17 protein-coding genes and 4 tRNA genes are annotated in these 20,270 nt (G+C 59.4%); 17 read left to right on the forward strand and 4 right to left on the reverse strand.

All coding sequences use genetic code 11. The features are described 5' to 3' along the window. Positions 1-4: 4 nt before the first annotated feature. Genes M5C01_RS30545 through thiO form a run of 4 tightly spaced genes read left to right on the forward strand, consistent with a single transcriptional unit; the run spans position 5 to position 5,181 of the window. Positions 5-517: a PilX N-terminal domain-containing pilus assembly protein gene (locus tag M5C01_RS30545; protein WP_152742079.1), complete on the forward strand. Its 513-nt coding sequence runs from the start codon at positions 5-7 to the stop codon at positions 515-517. Continuing rightward, a complete protein-coding gene (locus tag M5C01_RS30550) occupies positions 504-3,620 on the forward strand; it encodes a PilC/PilY family type IV pilus protein (protein WP_152742078.1) in 3,117 nt (1,038 codons plus the stop codon). Before M5C01_RS30545 ends, M5C01_RS30550 begins: the two co-directional genes overlap by 14 nt. An 8-nt stretch (positions 3,621-3,628) precedes the next feature. Further along, positions 3,629-4,027, forward strand: a complete 399-nt coding sequence (locus M5C01_RS30555) for a type IV pilin protein (RefSeq protein ID WP_152742077.1) — start codon at positions 3,629-3,631, stop codon at positions 4,025-4,027. 53 nt (positions 4,028-4,080) lie between these two features. After that, positions 4,081-5,181 (forward strand): glycine oxidase ThiO, encoded by a 1,101-nt coding sequence (gene thiO / locus M5C01_RS30560; protein ID WP_152742076.1) that lies wholly within the window; start codon positions 4,081-4,083, stop codon positions 5,179-5,181. 4 nt (positions 5,182-5,185) lie between these two features. Here the strand turns inward: thiO and M5C01_RS30565 are convergent, their stop codons facing one another. The 4 genes from M5C01_RS30565 to M5C01_RS30580 form a co-directional block, all read right to left on the reverse strand. After that, positions 5,186-6,529 (reverse strand): sigma-54 dependent transcriptional regulator, encoded by a 1,344-nt coding sequence (locus tag M5C01_RS30565; RefSeq protein ID WP_152742075.1) that lies wholly within the window; start codon positions 6,527-6,529, stop codon positions 5,186-5,188. Between the two features lie 2 nt (positions 6,530-6,531). Beyond that, the gene (locus tag M5C01_RS30570; protein ID WP_178130023.1) at positions 6,532-8,121 is read right to left on the reverse strand and encodes an ATP-binding protein; all 1,590 of its coding nucleotides are present in this window, start codon (positions 8,119-8,121) and stop codon (positions 6,532-6,534) included. Next, positions 8,111-8,344: a PP0621 family protein gene (locus tag M5C01_RS30575; RefSeq protein WP_152742074.1), complete on the reverse strand. Its 234-nt coding sequence runs from the start codon at positions 8,342-8,344 to the stop codon at positions 8,111-8,113. Before M5C01_RS30575 ends, M5C01_RS30570 begins: the two co-directional genes overlap by 11 nt. Positions 8,345-8,548: 204 nt before the next feature. Next, positions 8,549-9,571 carry an outer membrane protein assembly factor BamD gene (locus M5C01_RS30580; protein WP_103498792.1) on the reverse strand — a complete coding sequence of 341 codons (1,023 nt, stop codon included), beginning with the start codon at positions 9,569-9,571 and terminating at the stop codon, positions 8,549-8,551. Positions 9,572-9,721: 150 nt separating this feature from the next. Between M5C01_RS30580 and rluD the strand changes: the two genes are divergently transcribed. The 13 genes from rluD (at position 9,722) to M5C01_RS30645 (ending at position 20,238) form a co-directional block, all read left to right on the forward strand. Then, positions 9,722-10,684: a 23S rRNA pseudouridine(1911/1915/1917) synthase RluD gene (gene rluD, locus M5C01_RS30585; RefSeq protein WP_103498791.1), complete on the forward strand. Its 963-nt coding sequence runs from the start codon at positions 9,722-9,724 to the stop codon at positions 10,682-10,684. Then, positions 10,681-11,406: a peptidoglycan editing factor PgeF gene (gene pgeF, locus M5C01_RS30590; RefSeq protein ID WP_178130022.1), complete on the forward strand. Its 726-nt coding sequence runs from the start codon at positions 10,681-10,683 to the stop codon at positions 11,404-11,406. The genes rluD and pgeF overlap by 4 nt, the downstream gene beginning before the upstream one ends. A 130-nt stretch (positions 11,407-11,536) precedes the next feature. Then, positions 11,537-14,101, forward strand: a complete 2,565-nt coding sequence (gene clpB / locus M5C01_RS30595) for an ATP-dependent chaperone ClpB (protein WP_152742072.1) — start codon at positions 11,537-11,539, stop codon at positions 14,099-14,101. A gap of 397 nt (positions 14,102-14,498) precedes the next feature. Continuing rightward, positions 14,499-14,574 (forward strand) — tRNA-Asn (locus tag M5C01_RS30600). Positions 14,575-14,583: 9 nt separating this feature from the next. Beyond that, positions 14,584-14,660 (forward strand) — tRNA-Pro (locus M5C01_RS30605). A 5-nt stretch (positions 14,661-14,665) separates the two neighbouring features. Beyond that, positions 14,666-14,741, forward strand: a tRNA-Lys gene (locus tag M5C01_RS30610). Positions 14,742-14,834: 93 nt separating this feature from the next. Further along, positions 14,835-14,911 (forward strand) — tRNA-Pro (locus M5C01_RS30615). 194 nt (positions 14,912-15,105) lie between these two features. After that, entirely contained in the window at positions 15,106-15,876 is a 771-nt protein-coding gene (rfbF, locus tag M5C01_RS30620; protein WP_152742071.1) for a glucose-1-phosphate cytidylyltransferase, read from the forward strand. Next, entirely contained in the window at positions 15,873-16,952 is a 1,080-nt protein-coding gene (rfbG, locus tag M5C01_RS30625) for a CDP-glucose 4,6-dehydratase (protein ID WP_178130021.1), read from the forward strand. The genes rfbF and rfbG overlap by 4 nt, the downstream gene beginning before the upstream one ends. After that, a complete protein-coding gene (gene rfbC / locus M5C01_RS30630; RefSeq protein WP_152742069.1) occupies positions 16,949-17,500 on the forward strand; it encodes a dTDP-4-dehydrorhamnose 3,5-epimerase in 552 nt (183 codons plus the stop codon). Before rfbG ends, rfbC begins: the two co-directional genes overlap by 4 nt. Further along, positions 17,497-18,726, forward strand: a complete 1,230-nt coding sequence (locus M5C01_RS30635; RefSeq protein ID WP_152742068.1) for a class I SAM-dependent methyltransferase — start codon at positions 17,497-17,499, stop codon at positions 18,724-18,726. Before rfbC ends, M5C01_RS30635 begins: the two co-directional genes overlap by 4 nt. Beyond that, positions 18,723-19,598 carry an NAD-dependent epimerase/dehydratase family protein gene (locus M5C01_RS30640; RefSeq protein WP_152742067.1) on the forward strand — a complete coding sequence of 292 codons (876 nt, stop codon included), beginning with the start codon at positions 18,723-18,725 and terminating at the stop codon, positions 19,596-19,598. The genes M5C01_RS30635 and M5C01_RS30640 overlap by 4 nt, the downstream gene beginning before the upstream one ends. Beyond that, complete coding sequence (locus M5C01_RS30645) at positions 19,585-20,238, forward strand: hypothetical protein (RefSeq protein ID WP_152742066.1); 654 nt, start codon at positions 19,585-19,587, stop codon at positions 20,236-20,238. Before M5C01_RS30640 ends, M5C01_RS30645 begins: the two co-directional genes overlap by 14 nt. Positions 20,239-20,270 lie beyond the last annotated feature (32 nt).

Consider the following 20,270-nt stretch of genomic DNA (forward strand, 5'->3'; position numbering starts at 1 on the left):
GGGGATGTCGATGAATCACTACCCTGTTCGCAGTTCGGGCAAGCAGCGCGGCATGGCCCTGCTGGTCAGCCTGGTGTTCCTGCTGCTGCTGACCCTGATCGGTATCTCGTCGATGCAGAACGCCAACCTGCAGGAAAAGATGGCCGGTAGCGTCAAGTTGCGCAACGAGTCCTTCCAGTTCGCCGAAACGGCCCTGCGGGCCGGGGAAACCGTGGTACAGGCCCAGGCCTACAGCTTGCCCGTGTGCCCGAACACGACGAAATGCGCGCCGCCGGCCGAGGCGGTGGACCCGAACACGCCTCTGGTTGCAGGACTGAACACTACTTCCGGGGTGACCTGGGTCACAAGCAACAGCGGTTTCTATGGCATCCAGAAGCTGGGTACCACCAAGGACCCGGTGAACATGAACCTGGCGGGAATGGAAGACAGCCTGCCCTGGACCCTCTATCGAATTACCGGCGTGGGTGTGCAAGGCACCTCGAAAACCGTGCTGGAGAGCATCTATGTCAAGAAGTAAGCGCCTGGATCGCCTGCGCTCGAAGCTGATGCCCTGGCTGGCCGGGGGGCTTCTCGGGTTTTACCTCAGCGCTCCGGCCTATGCTTTCACGCCCTCCGACTCGCCGTTGTTGAGCGCCGGCTCGGTGCCGCCGAACGTGATGTTGCTGGTGGACGACTCCGGCAGTATGAACAACCTGATCTGGCCGACAGGCTATGACCCGACCGTGACCCGTGCACAGGTCTACAACTGCTACTCGTACTCCAACTGCAACAGTGTGACCACACTGGACATGACCAGTGACAACCAGTTCATCAGCAGCTTCTACCCGGGGCCCTGCGCGTCGAACTACGACGGGTTCAAGATCGGCACCAGCAACACGGTCTACTGCCTCAAGCTGCCCGACCCGGTGGGCGGCGGCAATACACGCATCGCCAACAAATACCTGGCCTACCTGATCACCCAGATGACGGGTACGACCAAGGACTATACCGACGGTTCGATCCCCAATGACTACCGGGTCAACGTGGCGCGTAATGTGTCTTCGGCACTGGTGACCAGCAACCGCAACCTGCGCATCGGCCTGGCGACCTTCAACCCGCCTAACAGTCGCGATCCCGGGCCCGGTGGCTATATTGCCCGGGGCATCAGCGACCTGTCGGTAACCAGTACGACCACCCAGACCCAGGCGGATGCCAACTACAACGCACTGCTGACTTCCATCAGCGGCCTGGCGGCCATCGCCAACACGCCGCTGGCTGAAACCTATTACGAGATCACCCGTTATTTTCGTGGCATGGCGCCCTACTACAACTCTTCGCCGACCACCTACACGAGCCCGATCCAGTACCGTTGCCAGAAAAACTACGGTGTGGTGATCACCGACGGCTTTCCGACCTATGACCGGACCTTTCCCAGCAATGACCCATTGGGTGGATCGAATCTTCCGAACTGGGACGGTATCAACAATGACGGCAACAATCCGCTGGGCGGGGACAATGAGGGCGACTCGCTGTTTCTCGACGACATCGCCAAGTTCGCCTATGACATCGACATGCGCTCCGCCGGCAACGACGCAGCCGGCAAGAGCTGGGATGCGAGCGATTTCCCCAAACAGAACATGTTCACCTACACCGTGGGGTTTACGGCCGCCAATCAGATGCTCGCGGATACGGCGACCTATGGTCACGGCATTTACTATCAGGCCACTGACAGCGCCGGCCTCAACGCTGCGTTGTCGGCAGCCCTGAACGACATCACGTCCAAGGCGGGATCCGGTGGTGGCGGTGCCACGAGTTCGTCGAGCTTTAACACCGGCTCGCTTTACTACACCTCCCAGTACGACCCGACCGACTGGCGTGGGACCATCAAGGCCTTTGGATTTGGCACTGACGGGTCGCTCAACACCAACGCGAACTGGAGCACCGATACCACCATTATTCCCGGGAGCACCAACACGGCGACCTTCCAGTCCTGGAATACCGGCACGAACCTGGCGATCACCCTGGCATACGCCAACTTCGCCACCACCCAGCAGACCGCCCTGAGCGCCAGCCTGCCCACGGGGATCAGCGGCAGTGACCTGGTGCAATGGAGCATGGGGGTCAACAAGACCGGCCTGAAGACCCGTACCGTACTCCTTGGCGATATCGTCAATTCGCGTCTGGTCTATGCGTCACCCACCGACCATACGGCGTCCGACCTCACCGGGGATACCAGCTATACCGCTTACCTGGACGGCAAGTCCTCCTCGACCGGGATGAGTCCGCGCCTGGTGGTGAACGCCAACGATGGCTTTTTCAATGTTATCAATCCGACCACGGGTAGTCGTCTCTATGCCTACATGCCCTCCAGTGTCCTGACTAACCTGCATTACGTGGCTGACCCGGCCTACATCAATGGCACCACGCACAAATTCCTCGCCGACGGCCAGATCTCAGTGGTGGACGCCAAGCCCGGTACCACCTGGAAGACCATTGCCGTGGGCGGCGTGGGCGCGGGTGGCAAGGCGTTCTTCGCGGTTCAGCTGTATGACGCTTCGGCCGGTAATACGATCAATGCCTTGTGGGATGTGAAGGCCCCGGATGTCTCCACCACCGGCAACAAGTACAACAACCTGGGGTATGCCTACGCCAAGCCGGAGGTGGCGCGCTTGCAGGACGGTCGCTGGGCGGCGTTCATCGGCAATGGCTACGGCAGTTTCAACGGGGTGGCTTCGCTGCTGGTACTGGATATGAGTGACGGCTCGGTCATCACCGAGATTCCTGTCGACAGCACGGGTAATAATGGCTTGAGTTCGGTGAAGCTACGAGTCAATGCGCAAAGCCAGGTGCTGTATGCCTACGGCGGCGACCTCAAGGGGCAGATGTGGAAGTTCGACCTGACCGCTTCGGCCCCGGCCAACTGGAAAGTCGCCTTTTCCGGGGCGCCGCTGTTCACCGCCTCGGGCGGCTCAGCGCAACCGATTACGGCGCAGCCGGTCATCGGCAACCTGCCGGGGCAGGGGAAGCTGGTTTACTTCGGCACCGGCAAGCTCAGCGAAACAGCGGACAAGACCAGCACAGCACGCCAGGCGTTCTATGCGGTGCTCGACAACGATGGCGCCACCGCCAGCATCACGGAAAGCAGCCTGGTGGCGCAGACCATCAATGCGCCCGCCGCCGGCAGTGTGAATTTCACCTCAAGCCAGAACACCGTCGACTACACCACCAAGAAAGGTTTCTACTTCTCCCTGGTGATCAACAGCGTGCTGACCGGGGAGCGGGTGATCTATCCGGCGGTGCTGAGTTTTGGCCGGCTGTTTTTCACCACGGCGATTGTCGATACCACTGACCCCTGTTCAAGTGCGGGGTCGGGGCGCTTCATGGATGTCGACGCCGTCACCGGGGCGATGTTGACCTACCCGGTGCTGGACACCAATGGCGACCGCAAGGTCAACGCCAGCGACCAGATTATCAGTGGGATGAACTTCGTTGGTGGGGTACCGAACCTGGCCGGGCTAATGAGTAATTCCGATGGTTCACAAATGTTGATGGGGCTACCGGGTGGGCCGGGCGGGCCAGGTGGTCCGTTGGAGCTCGGTGGTGTGAACAACCGTCGTATCATGTGGCGTCAATTACAGTGAGGGATTCAATGCGTAGAAGCAGTAGCGGTTTCACCCTGATCGAACTGATGATCGTCGTGGCGGTTGTCGGCATCCTGGCTGCCGTGGCTTATCCCAACTACATCGCATATATGCAAAGGACCCATCGCTATGAAATCGCCGAGCTGATTTCCGAGCAGGCGCAAACCCTGGAGCGTTCGTACACCAGAACCGCGACGTACGTTGGTACGGCTGGCTTGAGTGCGGGCAATAGCTACTACAACATCACGTCAGCACTCGCTGCCACGACCTTCACTCTGACGGCAACACCGATCGCTGGGACGATGATGGCGGGCGACATGTGCGGCAATTACACCCTCGACAATACCGGCGCGAGGGGCAATCCTGGCTCCGTGGGCGCAACGACCAAGGACTGCTGGGGACGTTGAGGCTTTTATGGGCGCACCCTGGCGCCTGTTTCCTTTTCTGGTTGGATGATGAGATGGCCGGGCAACAACACGTGGTAATCATCGGCGGCGGTGTGATTGGCTTGCTGACTGCCTTCAATCTGGCCGCCGAGGTCGGGCAAGTGACGCTGCTGGACCGTTCCGGCCTTGGCCAGGAGTCTTCCTGGGCCGGCGGCGGTATCGTTTCTCCGCTGTACCCTTGGCGCTACAGTCCCGCGGTCACGGCCCTGGCCCATTGGTCCCAGGACTTCTATCCACAACTGGGCGAGCGCTTGTTCGCCGCCACCGGTGTCGATCCCGAGGTTCACACCACCGGCCTGTACTGGCTCGACCTGGACGACGAAGCCGAGGCCCTGGCCTGGGCCGAACGTGAGCAGCGTCCCCTGAGCGCGGTGGATATCTCGGCGGTTCACGACGCGGTGCCGGTGATGGGCGACGGTTATTCCCGGGCCATCTACATGGCCGATGTCGCCAATGTGCGTAATCCGCGCCTGGTGAAATCCCTCAAGGCAGCCTTGCAGGCCTTGCCCAATGTGACGATTCGCGAGCAGTGCGAAGTCGCCGGGTTTCTCCGTGAAGGCGAGCGCGTAGTCGGCGTACGCACGGCCACGGGTGAGCTGCGTGGCGATCAGGTCGTGCTCTCGGCGGGGGCCTGGAGCGGCGAACTCTTGAGCAGCTTGGGGCTGGCGCTGCCGGTCGAGCCGGTCAAGGGCCAGATGATCCTCTACAAGTGCGCGGCGGATTTTCTCTCGAGCATGGTCCTGGCGAAAGGCCGTTATGCGATTCCCCGGCGTGACGGGCATATCCTGGTGGGCAGCACGCTGGAGCATGAAGGCTTCGACAAGACGCCGACGCTGTCGGCGCTGGAAAGCCTCAAGGCGTCGGCGGTCGAGTTGATTCCGGCCTTGGCGCAGGCTGAGGTGGTCGGACACTGGGCGGGATTGCGGCCGGGCTCGCCCGAGGGGATTCCCTATATCGGCCGGGTGCCGGGGTTCGAGGGGCTATGGCTGAACTGCGGGCATTATCGCAACGGACTGGTGCTGGCGCCGGCGTCCTGCCAGTTGTTTGCCGATCTGTTGCTGGGGCGTGAGCCGATCATCGATCCGGCGCCTTATGCGCCCGAGGGCCGGATCTGAGGCCTTAATCCAGCCCGAGCTTTTTGAGCCGATAGCGCATCGAACGAAACGACAGGTTCAAGCGCTGGGCCGCCGCCGTGCGGTTCCAGCGGGTTTCCTCCAGGGCCTGGAGAATAAGCTTGCGCTCGATGCTCTCCAGGTAATCTTCCAGATTGTCGATCTGCGCCAGGCTCGGTTCGCCGACTTGCATGTTGCTCCCGCCACCCTCGGCCAGGCGCAGGTCGCCGGCTTCGATCTGTTCGTTTTCACACAGGGTGTAGGCTCGCTCGAGCATGTTCTCCAATTCCCGCACGTTGCCGGGAAAGCGGTAGCCCTTGAGCGTATCCAGCGCCAGCGGATGCAAGCGAGCCGCCGGCATGCCGCTACCCGAGGCCAGTCGATTGAGGACATTGGTGGCCAGGGGCTCGATATCGTCGCGGCGCTCACGCAAGGATGGCACCCGTAATTCAATGACATTCAATCGATAGTAGAGGTCCTGACGAAAACGCTCGGCACTGACCTCAGCGTTCAGGTCCTTGTGGGTGGCGCAGAGGATGCGCACATCGACGATTTCCTCCTGCTGGCCGCCGACACTGCGCACGGCCTTTTCCTGGATGGCGCGCAGCAGCTTGACCTGCATCGCCAGCGGCAAATCGGCGACTTCATCGAGAAACAGCGTGCCGCCATTGGCCGCCTGGAACAGCCCCGGTTTGTCCTCCACGGCACCGGTAAAACTGCCTTTGCGATGGCCGAAAAACTCGCTTTCCATCAGTTCGGCCGGAATCGCCCCACAGTTCACTGGTACGAACGGCCGTTCGGCACGTGGTCCCTGCTCATGGATCAGCCGCGCCACCAGCTCCTTGCCGCTGCCCGACTCGCCGCTGATATACACCGGTGCCTGGCTGCGGGCCAGTTTGTCGATCTGCTTGCGCAGTGCGCGCATGGGCAGTGAATCCCCCAGCAGCCGGCTGTCGATGGACGGCGCCTTGCCGCCGCTGGTGGGCAAGCGCAGGGCGCTGGCGACCAGTTCCCGCAGGCGGGGCAGGTCCACCGGTTTGGTCAGGAAATCGAAGGCACCGGATTTCAGTGCGTTGATCGCGGTGTCAAGGCTGCCATAGGCGGTGATCATCGCCACCGGCAGTTGGGGATAACGTTGCTGGATATGCTGCACCAGCTCAAGGCCGGTGCCGTCCGGCAGGCGCATATCGGTCAGGCACAGGTCGAAATTTTCCTGGGCCAGCTTTTCCCGGGCTTGCGCCACATTGCGCGCGCTGCTGGTGTCGAGTTTCATCCGGCCCAGGGTTATTTCCAGGAGTTCGCGGATATCCGGTTCATCGTCGACGATCAGGATCTTCTGCCGTGGGCTCATGTTCAACTCTGTTTACGTGCGTGAGCGAAGGTGATGCGAAAGCAACTGCCGCCTTGGCGTACCGAGTAGTCTAGGCGCGCCTGGTTGCTTTCGCATAGCTCGCGGGACAGGTAGAGGCCAAGGCCGGTGCCCTGGCTCTCGGTGGTGAAGAACGGTTCGAACAGGTGCTGGCGCTGCTCGGCGGCGACGCCGGGGCCGTTATCCAGGACTTCCAGGGTCGGCAGCCCGTTGTTCGGGTCCACTGCCAAGGTCAGCCAGACCTGCGCCAGCTCATGCAACTGGGCGCTGTAGCGCAGGCCGTTTTCCAGCAGGTTGTTCAGCACCTGGGTCAGCTGCAGCGGATCGGCGCGGGTCTGCAGGGACGCGTCGTCGATCTGCAGGTGCAGGCACTGCTTGGGCCGGGAACGCTCGCGCCATTCGTTGACAAAGGCCTGCAGCCACTCATTGAGGTTGAGCAGTTGCGCTTGCGTCTGGCGCCGTCGGGACAGCTGGAGCACGTTCTCGATCACCAGGTTCATGCGTTTGGACTGGTCCTGGATGATCTGCGTGAGACGGCGGTCCGCCTCCGGCATCTGCTCCGACTCCTGTAGCAGTTGGGCGGCGTGGCTGATGGCGCCCAATGGGTTACGGATCTCATGGGCAATCCCGGCGGTCAGGCGCCCGAGGGCCGCGAGCTTGAGTTGCTGGGCCTGCTGGGCGATCTGCGACAGGTCTTCGAGGAAGACCAGTGTCTGGGTGTGCTCGCCGCGCTTGAGCGCGATAAAGCTGGGTTGCAGGATCGGACCGGCGCCGAGGATCTTCAGGCTTTGCGGGCGCAGTATCGGATTGCGTTGCCAGACTTGCAGGCGCTCGACCAATTCCAGGGAATAGGCGTCGAGCACATGACCGTTCAGGTCTTGCTCCCCCATCAGCGTCAGCGCCCCCTGGTTGGCGAGCTGCACCCGGTGTTGTTCGTCGAGTACCAGGATGCCGGTGCGCATGCGTTGCAGGATCAGGGCGTTGAGCTCTTCCAGATTGGTGACGTCGCTGGCGCGTTGTTCGGCGAGGTTTTCGCTCACCGCCAGCAACCGGGTCAGGCCCTGGACCAGAACCGCGGCAGCGAAGCACAAGATGCCCAGCAAACCGGCCTGCACGTAATAGCCGGCGGCGGCCGGGCGGCTGAAGCTCAGGTAGAAGGTCAGGTAAATGATGCCGATGGCCGCGACGGCGGCGATCAGCAGGCCGATGCGGCCGCGCAGCAGTACGTTGCTGATGGCCACGGAGGCGATCAGCAGGTTGCCGATGCCGCTCGGTGCGCCGCCGGCGGCATAGAACAGGCCGGACAGCATCACCGCATCCGCCAGTGCCAGGATAAAGACCTGGCCCTGGCGCCTGGGGTTTTCCAGCAGGGCCACCACCAGGATATTCAGGATCAGGTAGATCCAGCTACCGGTGCGGAACAGTTCGCCGTCGGCCAGCTCCAGCAGCTTGTCGTCCATCTTGCTGGAGATCAGCAAGACCAGGGCGATACCGATGCTCAGACGGTAAAGGTGATAAAGCCGTAGCAGGCGCTGGGCCTGGGCACCGCCGAGACTGAAGGTCTCAGCGCTCACGAGGGCCCGGGCCTTGCTCGAGGTGGGCCTGGCTGCAATACCAGTCCTGTTGCAAGCTCAGGGCGCGGTCACGGGGCAGGTGCACGCCGCAATGGGCGCAACGGACCATGGGCGCGGCTTCCAGTGTGTCTGCCGGGCGGTTGGGGGCGGTGGGTCGATTGAATTTACGCCAGAACCACACGGCGGCCGCAATCAGTGCAATCCAGAACAGTAGGCGAACCATGGCAACCCGCTTATTGGCAAATGATCCGGCAGTTTAGCCAAGGACATGCCGGGCGCACAGCGCATTTGATGGGGGGCGTGGCGAAGGCAAAAAAAAGAGCCTCGAAAGGCTCTTTTCTTACGCCGGCGGCGGGTAGGGGAAGAGGGCGGCGCTGAATGGGCTGCCGCCATCGCCGGCAAGCCGGCTCCTACACGGGGCTGTGACTCAGTCGAACACGCCGAAGGTCATGTAGCTGAACCAGGAGCGGTTGCTGCTGCCTTTGCTGCCTTCGGCCTCGTGTTGCTCTTCCTGGGCCGCATCGCCGCCTTCCGGCTTCAGGTCCGACGGAATCGAATCCTTGGCGTCCTGGAACTGTTTGACCACGTCCTGGTTGGCGCGGGTTTCGCCCGGCGGCAGCGGTGGACGGGATTCGATCAGGCCCAGGGTGACCTTGCTCATCCACGAACGGTTGTCCGCCTCGGCCACCCGTGGCACGAACTGACCGTCCACCAGCGTCGGATGGTTCGGGTAGTTGGTTTTCAGCACTTCGAGGCTCGAAGCCGCCAGTTCGTCCAGGTGCAGACGCTGGTACGACTCGACCATCACCGCCAGGCCGTCACCGACCGAAGGGGTTTCCTGGAAGTTTTCCACGACATAACGACCGCGGTTGGCGGCGGCGACATAGGCCTGACGGGTCAGGTAGTAGTCGGCCACGTGGATCTCGTAGGCCGCCAGCAGGTTGCGCAGGTAGATCATGCGCTGCTTGGCGTCCGGCGCGTAGCGGCTGTTCGGATAGCGGCTGGTGAGCTGGGCGAACTCGTTGTAGGAGTCACGGGCCGCGCCCGGGTCACGCTTGGTCATGTCCAGCGGCAGGAAGCGCGACAGCAGGCCGACGTCCTGGTCGAACGAGGTCAGGCCCTTGAGGTAGTAGGCGTAGTCCACGTTCGGATGTTGCGGGTGCAGGCGAATGAAACGCTCGGCGGCCGACTTGGCAGCCTCAGGTTCGCCATTCTTGTAGTTGGCATAGATCAGTTCGAGCTGGGCCTGGTCGGCGTAGCGACCGAACGGATAACGCGACTCCAGAGCCTTGAGCTTGGCGGTGGCGCTGGTATAGCTGTGGTTGTCCAGGTCGGCCTGCGCCTGCTGGTACAGCTCGACTTCGCTCAAGTTTTCGTCGACGACTTCCTTCGACGAGCAAGCAGCAGTCAGTGCGAGGATGGCGATCAGCAGCAGGTGTCTCACTTGCATGGCGGCTTGCGTCCCTATGACGGCCGCTGTCTTGGGCGGGGCCGTCCTGTTATGATGAGTGCCCCGTTGATAGCCTCGGGGCAAAAGACGCCGTATTTAACCACAAGCGCGCAGCCGAAACCAAAGGCTGTGCCGACGCCTAGTCCGAGCATGTCCGATAAAATTGAACTTCGCGCAGAGGTGCCGTCCGAACTGGGCGGCCAACGCCTCGATCAAGTCGCCGCCCAACTCTTCGCTGAGCACTCACGCTCGCGCCTTTCCGCCTGGATCAAAGACGGCCGCCTGACTGTGGATGGCGCGGTTATCCGCCCACGAGACATCGTCCATGGCGGCGCTGTTCTTGAACTGATTGCCGAGCAGGAAGCTCAGGGTGAGTGGATCGCCCAAGACATCGAACTCGATATCGTCTATGAAGACGACGACATCCTTGTGATCAACAAGCCTGCGGGCCTGGTGGTGCATCCGGCCGCCGGTCACGCCGATGGCACCTTGCTCAACGCCTTGCTGCACCACGTGCCGGACATTATCAATGTGCCGCGCGCGGGCATCGTGCACCGCCTGGACAAGGACACCACCGGTCTGATGGTGGTCGCCAAGACCATCCAGGCCCAGACGCAGTTGGTCACGCAATTGCAGAGCCGCAGCGTCAGCCGGATCTACGAATGCATCGTGATCGGCGTGGTCACCGCCGGCGGCAAGATCAATGCGCCCATCGGTCGTCACGGCCAGCAGCGCCAGCGCATGGCGGTGATGGAAGGCGGCAAGCAGGCGGTGAGTCACTACCGCGTGCTGGAGCGCTTCCGTTCCCACACCCATGTCCGGGTGAAGCTGGAAACCGGTCGTACCCACCAGATTCGCGTGCACATGGCCCACATCAACTTCCCGTTGGTCGGCGATCCTGCCTACGGCGGTCGCTTCCGTATTCCGCCGGCGGCCAGCGTGACCATGGTCGAGTCGCTGAAAAACTTCCCGCGCCAGGCCCTGCACGCACGTTTCCTCGAGTTGGATCATCCGACCAGCGGTAAGCGCATGAGCTGGGAGTCGCCACTGCCGGACGATTTCGTCTGGTTGCTGACGTTGCTCAAGCAGGACCGCGAGGCGTTCATCGGGTGAGTGACTTCCTGATTCCCGACTGGCCTGCGCCGGCGCGGGTCAGGACCTGCGTGACCACGCGGGCGGGCGGCGTCAGCCTGGCGCCGTTCGACAGTCTCAACCTCGGTGATCATGTCGACGACGATCCCCTTGCCGTCACGGAAAACCGCCGTCGCCTCACCGATACCTTTGCTATTCAGCCTGCCTGGCTGCGCCAGGTGCACGGTGTCGGGGTGGTCGAGGCCGATCCGACGCTGACCGCCGAAGCCGACGGCAGTTGGACGAGCACGCCGGGCATTGCCTGCACCTCGATGACCGCCGATTGTCTGCCGGTGTTGTTTTGCGACCGTGCTGGCACCCGTGTAGCCGCTGCCCATGCCGGTTGGCGCGGGTTGGCCGCAGGCGTGCTGGAAGCCACGGTCGATCGACTGGACGTGCCGGCTTCGCAAATCCTCGTCTGGCTCGGCCCGGCCATCGGTCCCGGGGCCTTCGAAGTGGGGGCGGAAGTGCGCGAAGCCTTTCTCTCTACGCATCCTGAAACAATCGAAGCCTTTGTCCCCAGCGTCAATGCCGGACGCTTCATGGCCGATATTTATGCCCTGGCGCGCCTGCGTCTGGCCGCCCGCGGAATCACCGCCGTCCATGGTGGCGGGCTGTGTACGGTCAGCGACCCGCGCTTTTTCTCCTACCGGCGCAGTCCGCGTACCGGTCGCTTCGCCTCCCTGATCTGGCTGGAAGACTAGACTCTTCTGATCTTCGTCAAGCTTGTGACGCTTGAATCTCTCAGAATAGGCCGCATCTACTTGGGCATCTGGCAGGTTTCTTTATTCAGGTGCGTCCTTTGCTCCGGCCTGCTCCAAAGGAAGGTGACTCATGCGTATAGATCGTTTAACCAGCAAATTGCAGTTGGCGTTGTCAGACGCCCAATCCCTGGCGGTCGGCCACGATCATCCGGCCATCGAGCCTGCGCACTTGATGCAGGCGCTGCTGGAACAGCAGGGCGGCTCGATCAAACCCCTGCTGTTGCAGGTCGGTTTCGACATCAACAGCCTGCGCAAGGAATTGAGCAAAGAGCTCGATCAATTGCCGAAAATCCAGAATCCCACCGGCGACGTGAACATGTCCCAGGATCTGGCGCGCCTGCTCAACCAGGCCGATCGCCTGGCCCAGCAGAAGGGCGACCAATTCATTTCCAGCGAGCTGGTGCTGCTCGCCGCCATGGACGAGAACAGCAAGCTGGGCAAGTTGCTGCTCGGCCAGGGTGTGAGCAAGAAGGCCCTGGAGAATGCCATCAACAACCTGCGCGGCGGCGAGGCGGTCAATGACCCCAACGCCGAGGGCGCGCGCCAGGCCCTGGACAAGTACACCGTCGACCTGACCAAGCGTGCCGAAGAAGGCAAGCTCGACCCGGTGATCGGCCGTGACGACGAGATCCGTCGCACGATCCAGGTGCTGCAACGGCGGACCAAGAACAACCCGGTGTTGATCGGCGAACCCGGCGTGGGCAAGACCGCCATTGCCGAGGGCCTGGCCCAGCGCATTATCAATGGCGAGGTGCCGGATGGCCTGAAGGGCAAGCGCCTGCTGTCCCTGGACATGGGCGCGCTGATTGCCGGCGCCAAGTACCGCGGCGAGTTCGAAGAGCGCCTGAAGTCGCTGCTCAACGAGCTTTCGAAGCAGGAAGGGCAGATCATTCTGTTTATCGACGAACTGCACACCATGGTCGGCGCCGGCAAGGGCGAAGGCTCGATGGATGCGGGCAACATGCTCAAGCCAGCCTTGGCCCGTGGCGAGCTGCATTGCGTCGGGGCGACCACGCTCAATGAATATCGCCAATATATAGAGAAGGATGCGGCCCTTGAGCGGCGCTTCCAGAAGGTATTGGTGGACGAGCCGAGCGAGGAGGACACCATTGCCATCCTCCGTGGCCTGAAAGAGCGTTACGAAGTGCACCACAAGGTGGCGATCACCGACGGTGCGATTATCGCGGCGGCCAAGCTCAGTCATCGTTATATCACCGACCGCCAGTTGCCGGACAAGGCCATCGACCTGATCGACGAGGCCGCCAGCCGTATCCGCATGGAGATCGACTCCAAGCCGGAAGTGCTGGACCGTCTGGAGCGTCGCCTGATCCAGCTCAAGGTCGAATCCCAGGCCCTGAAGAAAGAAGACGACGAAGCGGCGAAAAAACGCCTGGAAAAACTCCAGGAAGAAATTGTCCGCCTGGAACGCGAGTACGCCGACCTGGAAGAGGTCTGGACTTCGGAAAAAGCCGAAGTGCAGGGCTCGGCGCAGATCCAGCAGAAAATCGAGCAGTCGCGCCAGGAATTGGAAACGGCACGCCGTAAAGGCGATCTCAACCGTATGGCCGAGCTGCAATATGGCGTGATTCCGGATCTGGAACGCAGCCTGCAGATGGTCGACCAGCACGGCAAGAGCGAGAACCAGCTGCTGCGCAGCAAGGTGACCGAAGAGGAAATCGCCGAAGTGGTGTCGAAGTGGACCGGTATCCCGGTGTCCAAGATGCTCGAAGGCGAGCGCGACAAACTGTTGAAGATGGAAAGCCTGCTGCACCAGCGCGTGATCGGCCAGAACGAGGCGGTGGTGGCGGTGGCCAACGCGGTACGCCGTTCCCGGGCCGGCTTGTCCGATCCGAACCGTCCGAGCGGTTCCTTCATGTTCCTCGGCCCGACCGGGGTGGGCAAGACCGAGTTGTGCAAGGCCCTGGCCGAATTCCTTTTCGATACCGAAGAGGCCATGGTGCGCATCGATATGTCGGAGTTCATGGAGAAACACTCCGTGGCGCGTCTGATCGGGGCACCACCGGGCTATGTAGGCTATGAGGAAGGCGGTTACCTGACCGAGGCCGTGCGGCGCAAGCCTTACTCGGTGATCCTGCTGGACGAGGTCGAGAAGGCCCACCCGGATGTCTTCAACATCCTGCTGCAGGTGCTGGAAGACGGTCGCCTGACCGATAGCCATGGTCGTACGGTGGACTTCCGCAATACCGTGATCGTGATGACCTCCAACCTGGGCTCGGCGCAGATCCAGGAGTTGGTGGGGGATCGCGAGGCGCAGCGGGCAGCGGTCATGGATGCGGTGAGTACGCATTTCCGGCCGGAGTTCATCAACCGGATCGACGAGGTGGTGATTTTCGAGCCTTTGGCCCGGGATCAGATAGCCGGTATCACCGAGATCCAGTTGGGTCGCCTGCGCAGTCGCCTGGTGGAGCGCGAGCTGAAGCTGGAACTGAGCAGCGAGGCCTTGGACAAGCTGATCGCGGTGGGTTACGACCCGGTCTATGGCGCGCGGCCGCTCAAGCGTGCGATCCAGCGCTGGATCGAGAACCCGTTGGCGCAGTTGATCCTGTCGGGGCGGTTCCTGCCGGGAACGAGCGTGACGGCCTCGGTGGTCAACGACGAGATCGTGTTTGCCTGAGTACCCGGGATCAACGCGATCCCCTTGTAGGAGCCGGCTTGCCGGCGATGGCGTCTGCAAGGTCGATGCAAGGCTTGCTGGCCTCATCGCCGGCAAGCCGGCTCCTACACAGTGTATTGCGATTTTGCAGGTTTTTTTCGATAGGGCGTTGAACTCAGGGGCAAAGGCTTGTAAAGTGCGCCCCGCAGTACGTCACCCCTCGGATTTCTCCCACAAGGGAAGTTCGAAAAAAGATTGCAAATCATTGTCTTGAAAGCAATTTAAGGGGTTGACAGAGGTTTTCAGAGTTGTAGAATAGCGCGCCTCAGACAAGCGAACGCAGCGATGCAAAAGCCTGGTTGAGGAAGCTTTCAGCGATGGAAGTCTGTGGTAAAGGTTGTAACTTGAAATATGTAGTTCCGTGATAGCTCAGTCGGTAGAGCAAATGACTGTTAATCATTGGGTCCCAGGTTCGAGTCCTGGTCACGGAGCCAATTTCAAATCGGGGTATAGCGCAGTCCGGTAGCGCGCCTGCTTTGGGAGCAGGATGTCAGGAGTTCGAATCCCCTTACCCCGACCATTTTTGGGTCGTTAGCTCAGTTGGTAGAGCAGTTGGCTTTTAACCAATTGGTCGTAGGTTCGAATCCCACACGACCCACCATTTTTGAAACCAGTTCGCTGGGATTGAATCTTAAGATCAGAGGCCAAAAGCGCTGATCGCAGAAGGCGCCTTTAACGGGTGCCTTTTTTTTACCGGGGTATAGCGCAGTCCGGTAGCGCGCCTGCTTTGGGAGCAGGATGTCAGGAGTTCGAATCCCCTTACCCCGACCACATATAAAAAAGGCGTCCAATAGGACGCCTTTTTTATATGTGGATTCAAGAGCCTGCGATGGATCAAGGACTGTTCATGCCGTTGAGGTCATGCTAAAACCTTCCTTTTGCCAATTTCTCTGCAGTGCTCGGAAAATAAGGGTCATTGCCGCGAATTGAGCGGTTCTCATAGGCATTTGTAGGTAAGGTTTTCCATGAAGGCGGTAATTCTGGCGGGCGGGCTGGGCACGCGTATTTCTGAAGAGTCTCATCTGCGTCCCAAGCCGATGATCGAAATCGGTGGTAAACCGATTCTCTGGCATATCATGAAAATCTACTCTTATTACGGAATCAACGATTTTGTGATTTGTTGTGGTTATAAGGGATATGTCATCAAGGAGTACTTTGCGAACTACTTCATGCATATGTCCGATGTGACGTTCGACATGTCCAATAACACCATGGAAGTCCATCAGCGCTACGTCGAGCCTTGGCGCGTTACCTTGGTCAATACCGGTGAGGACACCATGACGGGCGGGCGTCTCAAGTGCATTCGGGAGCATGTGGGTGATGAACCGTTCTGTTTTACCTATGGTGATGGCGTGGCGGATGTGAATATTCGCGAACTTATCGAGTTTCACCACAATCACGGCAAACTTGCGACGGTCACGGCGATCCAGCCCCCGGGACGATACGGTGCCTTGGACATAGAAGGCTCCCAGGTCAGTAGTTTTCAGGAAAAACCGGCGGGTGATGGCGCCTGGATCAATGGCGGTTACTTTGTGCTCGATCCGTCAGTGATTGATTACATTGCCGATGATCAAACCAGCTGGGAAGCCGAGCCGCTGATGCGACTGGCTACCGAAGGTAACCTTATGGCCTATCAACATCGTGGCTTTTGGCAGGCCATGGATACCTTGCGCGACAAGAATCACCTCGAAGATTTGTGGAGCAAGGGTAATCCCCCTTGGAAACACTGGACATGAAGCAGTTCGGCGATCTCTATCGAGGCCGCAAGGTCCTGCTCACCGGGCATACGGGTTTCAAGGGCAGCTGGCTGGCAACCTGGCTCTGTGAGCTTGGAGCACAGGTCACCGGTCTCGGACTGGCGCCTGAGAGTGTCCCTGCTCACTGGGGTCTGTTGAATACGTCGGCGACTGATGTTCGCGGAGACATTCGTGACTCGGCAGTGGTTCTGGAGGCATTCGAACAGGCCCAACCCGAAATCGTCTTTCACCTTGCGGCTCAGGCGCTGGTACGCCGTTCCTATCGTGACCCGCTGGAAAGCTGGTCGACCAACGTCATGGGAACTGCCAATGTCCTGGAGGCCTGCCGGCTGACTCCCAGTGTGCGAGCCGTAGTCGTCATTACGACAGACAAGGTCTATGCCAATAATGAGTGGCCCTGGGGCTACCGTGAAAATGATCGCCTCGGTGGTCATGATCCCTATAGTGCTTCCAAGGCCGCCAGCGAGTTGGTTGTAGATAGTTATCGCAAGGCATTTTGGGCTAACGACGGTGCTCCTCTTATCGTTTCTGCACGTGCCGGGAATGTCATCGGGGGCGGAGACTGGTCCGAAGATCGTCTCATCCCTGATCTCGTCAAGGCCTTAGGGAGTGGCGAATCCCTGGCGATTCGCTCACCTCAATCCACGCGCCCCTGGCAACATGTACTTGAATGCTTGTCAGGCTATCTTTTGCTTGGGCAGCGGCTTCTGGCGCTCGACAAAGGGGTTGTGGGGGGATGGAATTTCGGGCCCGAGCGGCAGGATAACCGTACGGTATCCGAGGTGTTGACGGAGTTGCAGAAATACTGGCCGCAACTTGCCTGGCACACCACATCGGTGCCCCAACCGCACGAAGCCAACCTGCTCTACCTTGACTGTGCACAGGCAAAAGCCCGTCTCGGATGGCAACCAGTGTGGAGTCTGGAGCAAGGTTTGGAAATGACGGCAAACTGGTATCGTCTGCAGGCGTCCACCGGCAGGGCAATAACCCGTGAGCAACTGGCAGACTATATCGACGCGGCCGCCAAGGCTGGCTGTGTCTGGATTGATTCATGAATATTCGATCTACCGCTATAAGCGGCGCGCTGGTGGTTGAAACTCAGCCATACCAGGACCATCGTGGTGCTTTCAGTCGCCTGTTCTGTGAAAAAAGTCTGGCTCAGACTTTGGAAGGGCAGCATATTGTGCAGATCAATCATTCTCGTACCAGTGCCATAGGTGCTGTGCGCGGGTTGCATTTTCAACACGCTCCCCATGCGGAGATGAAAATGGTCCGCTGCCTGAAAGGGCGCGTATGGGATGTGGTTGTAGATCTGCGTGCGGGTTCCCCAACGTTTTTGCAGTGGCACGCTGAAGAGCTGAGCCCGCAGACCGGGCGCATGTTGGTTGTTCCTCAAGGCTGCGCCCATGGTTTTCAAGTGTTGGAGGCCGACAGCGAATTGCTCTATCTTCACACGGCTTTCTATGAGCCGACGGCTGAAGGCGCCGTGCGCTATGACGATGCACGATTGAACGTCGCTTGGCCGCTGCCTGTTACCGACCTTTCCGAGCGCGACAAGAATCACGCTTTGTTATCTAACGAGTTCGCCGGACTTCACGTATGAAATGTCGCCACTGTTGTGAGCCGCTGCAGCACACTTTTCTGGATCTGGGTTTCGCGCCACCGTCCAACTCGTACCTCAGCGAGGCAGAGTTGAGCGCACCGGAAATCTACTTTCCGCTCAAGTTGAAAGTGTGCGAGCACTGCTGGTTGGTGCAGACCGAGGATTACGCTCAGGCAGACCTGTTTTTCTCCAAGGATTACGCTTACTTCTCATCCACTTCGACCAGTTGGCTTGAGCATGCGGCTGCGTATTCCCAAACCATGATCAAGCGCTTTGGGCTCGGATCTGATAGCTTTGTTGTCGAAGTGGCTTCGAACGATGGTTACTTGCTGAAAAACTTTCTGGCTGCAGATATCCCATGCCTGGGGATCGAACCAACCGCGAGCACGGCTGCGGCAGCGGAAAAAATCGGTATTCCGGTACTGCGTGAGTTTTTCGGTGAGACGCTGGGCCTGCGGCTGGCAGAGGAGGGGCGTCAAGCTGACCTGATTGCGGGCAATAACGTTTTTGCCCATGTGCCGGATATAAACGATTTTACCTTGGGCTTAAAGGCCGCGTTGAAGCAAGGAGGGACCATTACCCTTGAGTTTCCGCACTTGTTGCGCCTGATCGAGCAGACCCAATTTGATACGGTCTACCACGAACACTTTTCCTATCTGTCGTTATACACGGTGAAGCAGATATTTTCCTTGGCCGGCCTGCGTATCACCGAGGTTGAGGAACTGCCGACCCACGGCGGAAGCCTGCGTGTTTATGGTTGTCACGCCGAAGACCCCCGAGTGGACAGTGCAAGCGTTGCTCTTTTGCTGGAGGCAGAGTCGTTATTTGGTTTGCAGGCACTTGAGGTCTATCAGGGATTTCAGCAGCGGGCAGACGAGGTCAAGAACGGCTTGGTCAGCTTCCTGATCGAGCAGAAGCGCGCGGGCAAGCAGGTTGTTGCTTATGGTGCGGCGGCAAAGGGCAACACGCTACTGAACTATGCCGGTGTCAAACCGGACTTGCTGGCTTACGTTTCTGATGCGGCGCCTTCGAAGCAAGGAAAATACCTGCCGGGGAGTCATATTCCGGTGTATTCGCCACAACAACTGCTCGAAACCCAGCCAGACATCGTCGTGATCCTGCCTTGGAATATTGCCAGCGAGGTATTGGAGCAGAACCGCTCGCTCCGTGAACGTTTTGGCACCACGTTTGTGGTTGCGGTGCCAGTGATGCGGAGCTTGCCATGAACGTCCTGGTGACGGGTGCCAGCGGGTTCATTGGGCGCCATGTCGTTGCCAGATTGATCGAGCGCGGTCATCGAGTCATTGCCGTTGCCAGGAACGCCGAACGGGCACAATCCTTGAGTTGGCCCGAGGGCGTAACATTCCTGGCGTGTGATATTCACGATCCGTCTCTGGACGTGAAGGTGTTTGCCGAGGCCGAAGCAGTGGTTCACCTCGCTTGGCCCGGCTTGCCGCATTACAACGCGCTTTATCATTTCGAGGACACGCTGCCGGCGGACTACCGCTTTCTCAAGTCGCTGGTCATCGCAGGCCACAAGCATCTGCTGGTTGCGGGCACCTGCTTTGAATATGGAATGCGAGAAGGGCAATTAAACGAAACGATGGAAACCAGCCCTGCTAACGCCTATGCGTTAGCCAAGGACACGTTGCGTCGCTTTTTAGACACGTTGCACAACGAGCATCCCTTTACCCTACAGTGGGCTCGACTCTTCTACACCTTCGGAGCCGGTCAGAATCCGAAAAGCCTCTTGGCACTGCTTGATCGGGCTTTGGAAGCGGGGGATGAAGAGTTTCCCATGTCGCAAGGCGAGCAGTTGAGAGACTACTTGCCGGTAGAAGAGGTCGCTGAACATCTGGTCAGGCTGGTTGAGCATCCAGCTCATCAGGGCATCTTCAATATTTGTAGTGGAGCGCCTGTTTCCGTGAGGCGCTTGGTCGAGAAGTCCGTGGCCAGCAAGGGTAAGGATATCAGGCTGAAGCTGGGGTATTATCCATATTCTGTTTTCGAACCCTTGGCTTTTTGGGGGGCAGCAGACAGAATTGAAGCTTTGCCAGGTTTTGATCCCGCAGATAGACATAATCATGAAAATAATTAATTTCAGCCGTGCTGAGCTGGTCGAGTACACCGTAGGGCAGATAGCCGCTTTTTTTCCGGATGGTAAGAAGGCAATAGTCAACGACGCGATTGAGCGGCATATCGACGAAGCCTTGGCGCGTCTGGTTATTTGCATTAATTCGGTAAAGACATGGGAGCCTGATAATTTTAATTATCTTCACTCCTCGCAGTACTGTACTTATTTGTATTTTCTGGCCAACACTATTTGGCGAAACTCCAAGGAAACAGATGTCCCGACGCGGATTTTTTTATTAAATAAGCTGTTGAACGGTATCGATCTTTTTTATGAAATAGAAATGCCGGATATTTTTTTCATCGGGCATTCCACGGGGATCGTGCTGGCGAAAGCAAAATACAGTAATTACTTTGTAATTTACCAGAATTCAACGGTAGGCAAGAACCATGGCATCGCACCCGACTTGGGCGAGGGGGTCATTATGTACCCCAATTCCTCCATTATCGGAAGGAGTAAGGTTGGCGATCATTCCGTCATCGCTCAAGGAGTGGGGGTGATGAACAAGCCTATTCCGGGAGACTGCATGGTTTTCAGTGACGGTTCGAGAGAGTTGGTGTTGAAACCATTGAAGAGGAAGTTGATTGAAGACTTTTTCAGGTTTTGAGTGTTGCGACGTTGCGGGCTGTTTGAGAGGGG

It is taken from the genome of Pseudomonas sp. MWU12-2319, assembly GCF_023242525.1.
Taxonomy (GTDB): Bacteria; Pseudomonadota; Gammaproteobacteria; order Pseudomonadales; family Pseudomonadaceae; genus Aquipseudomonas; species Aquipseudomonas gingeri_D.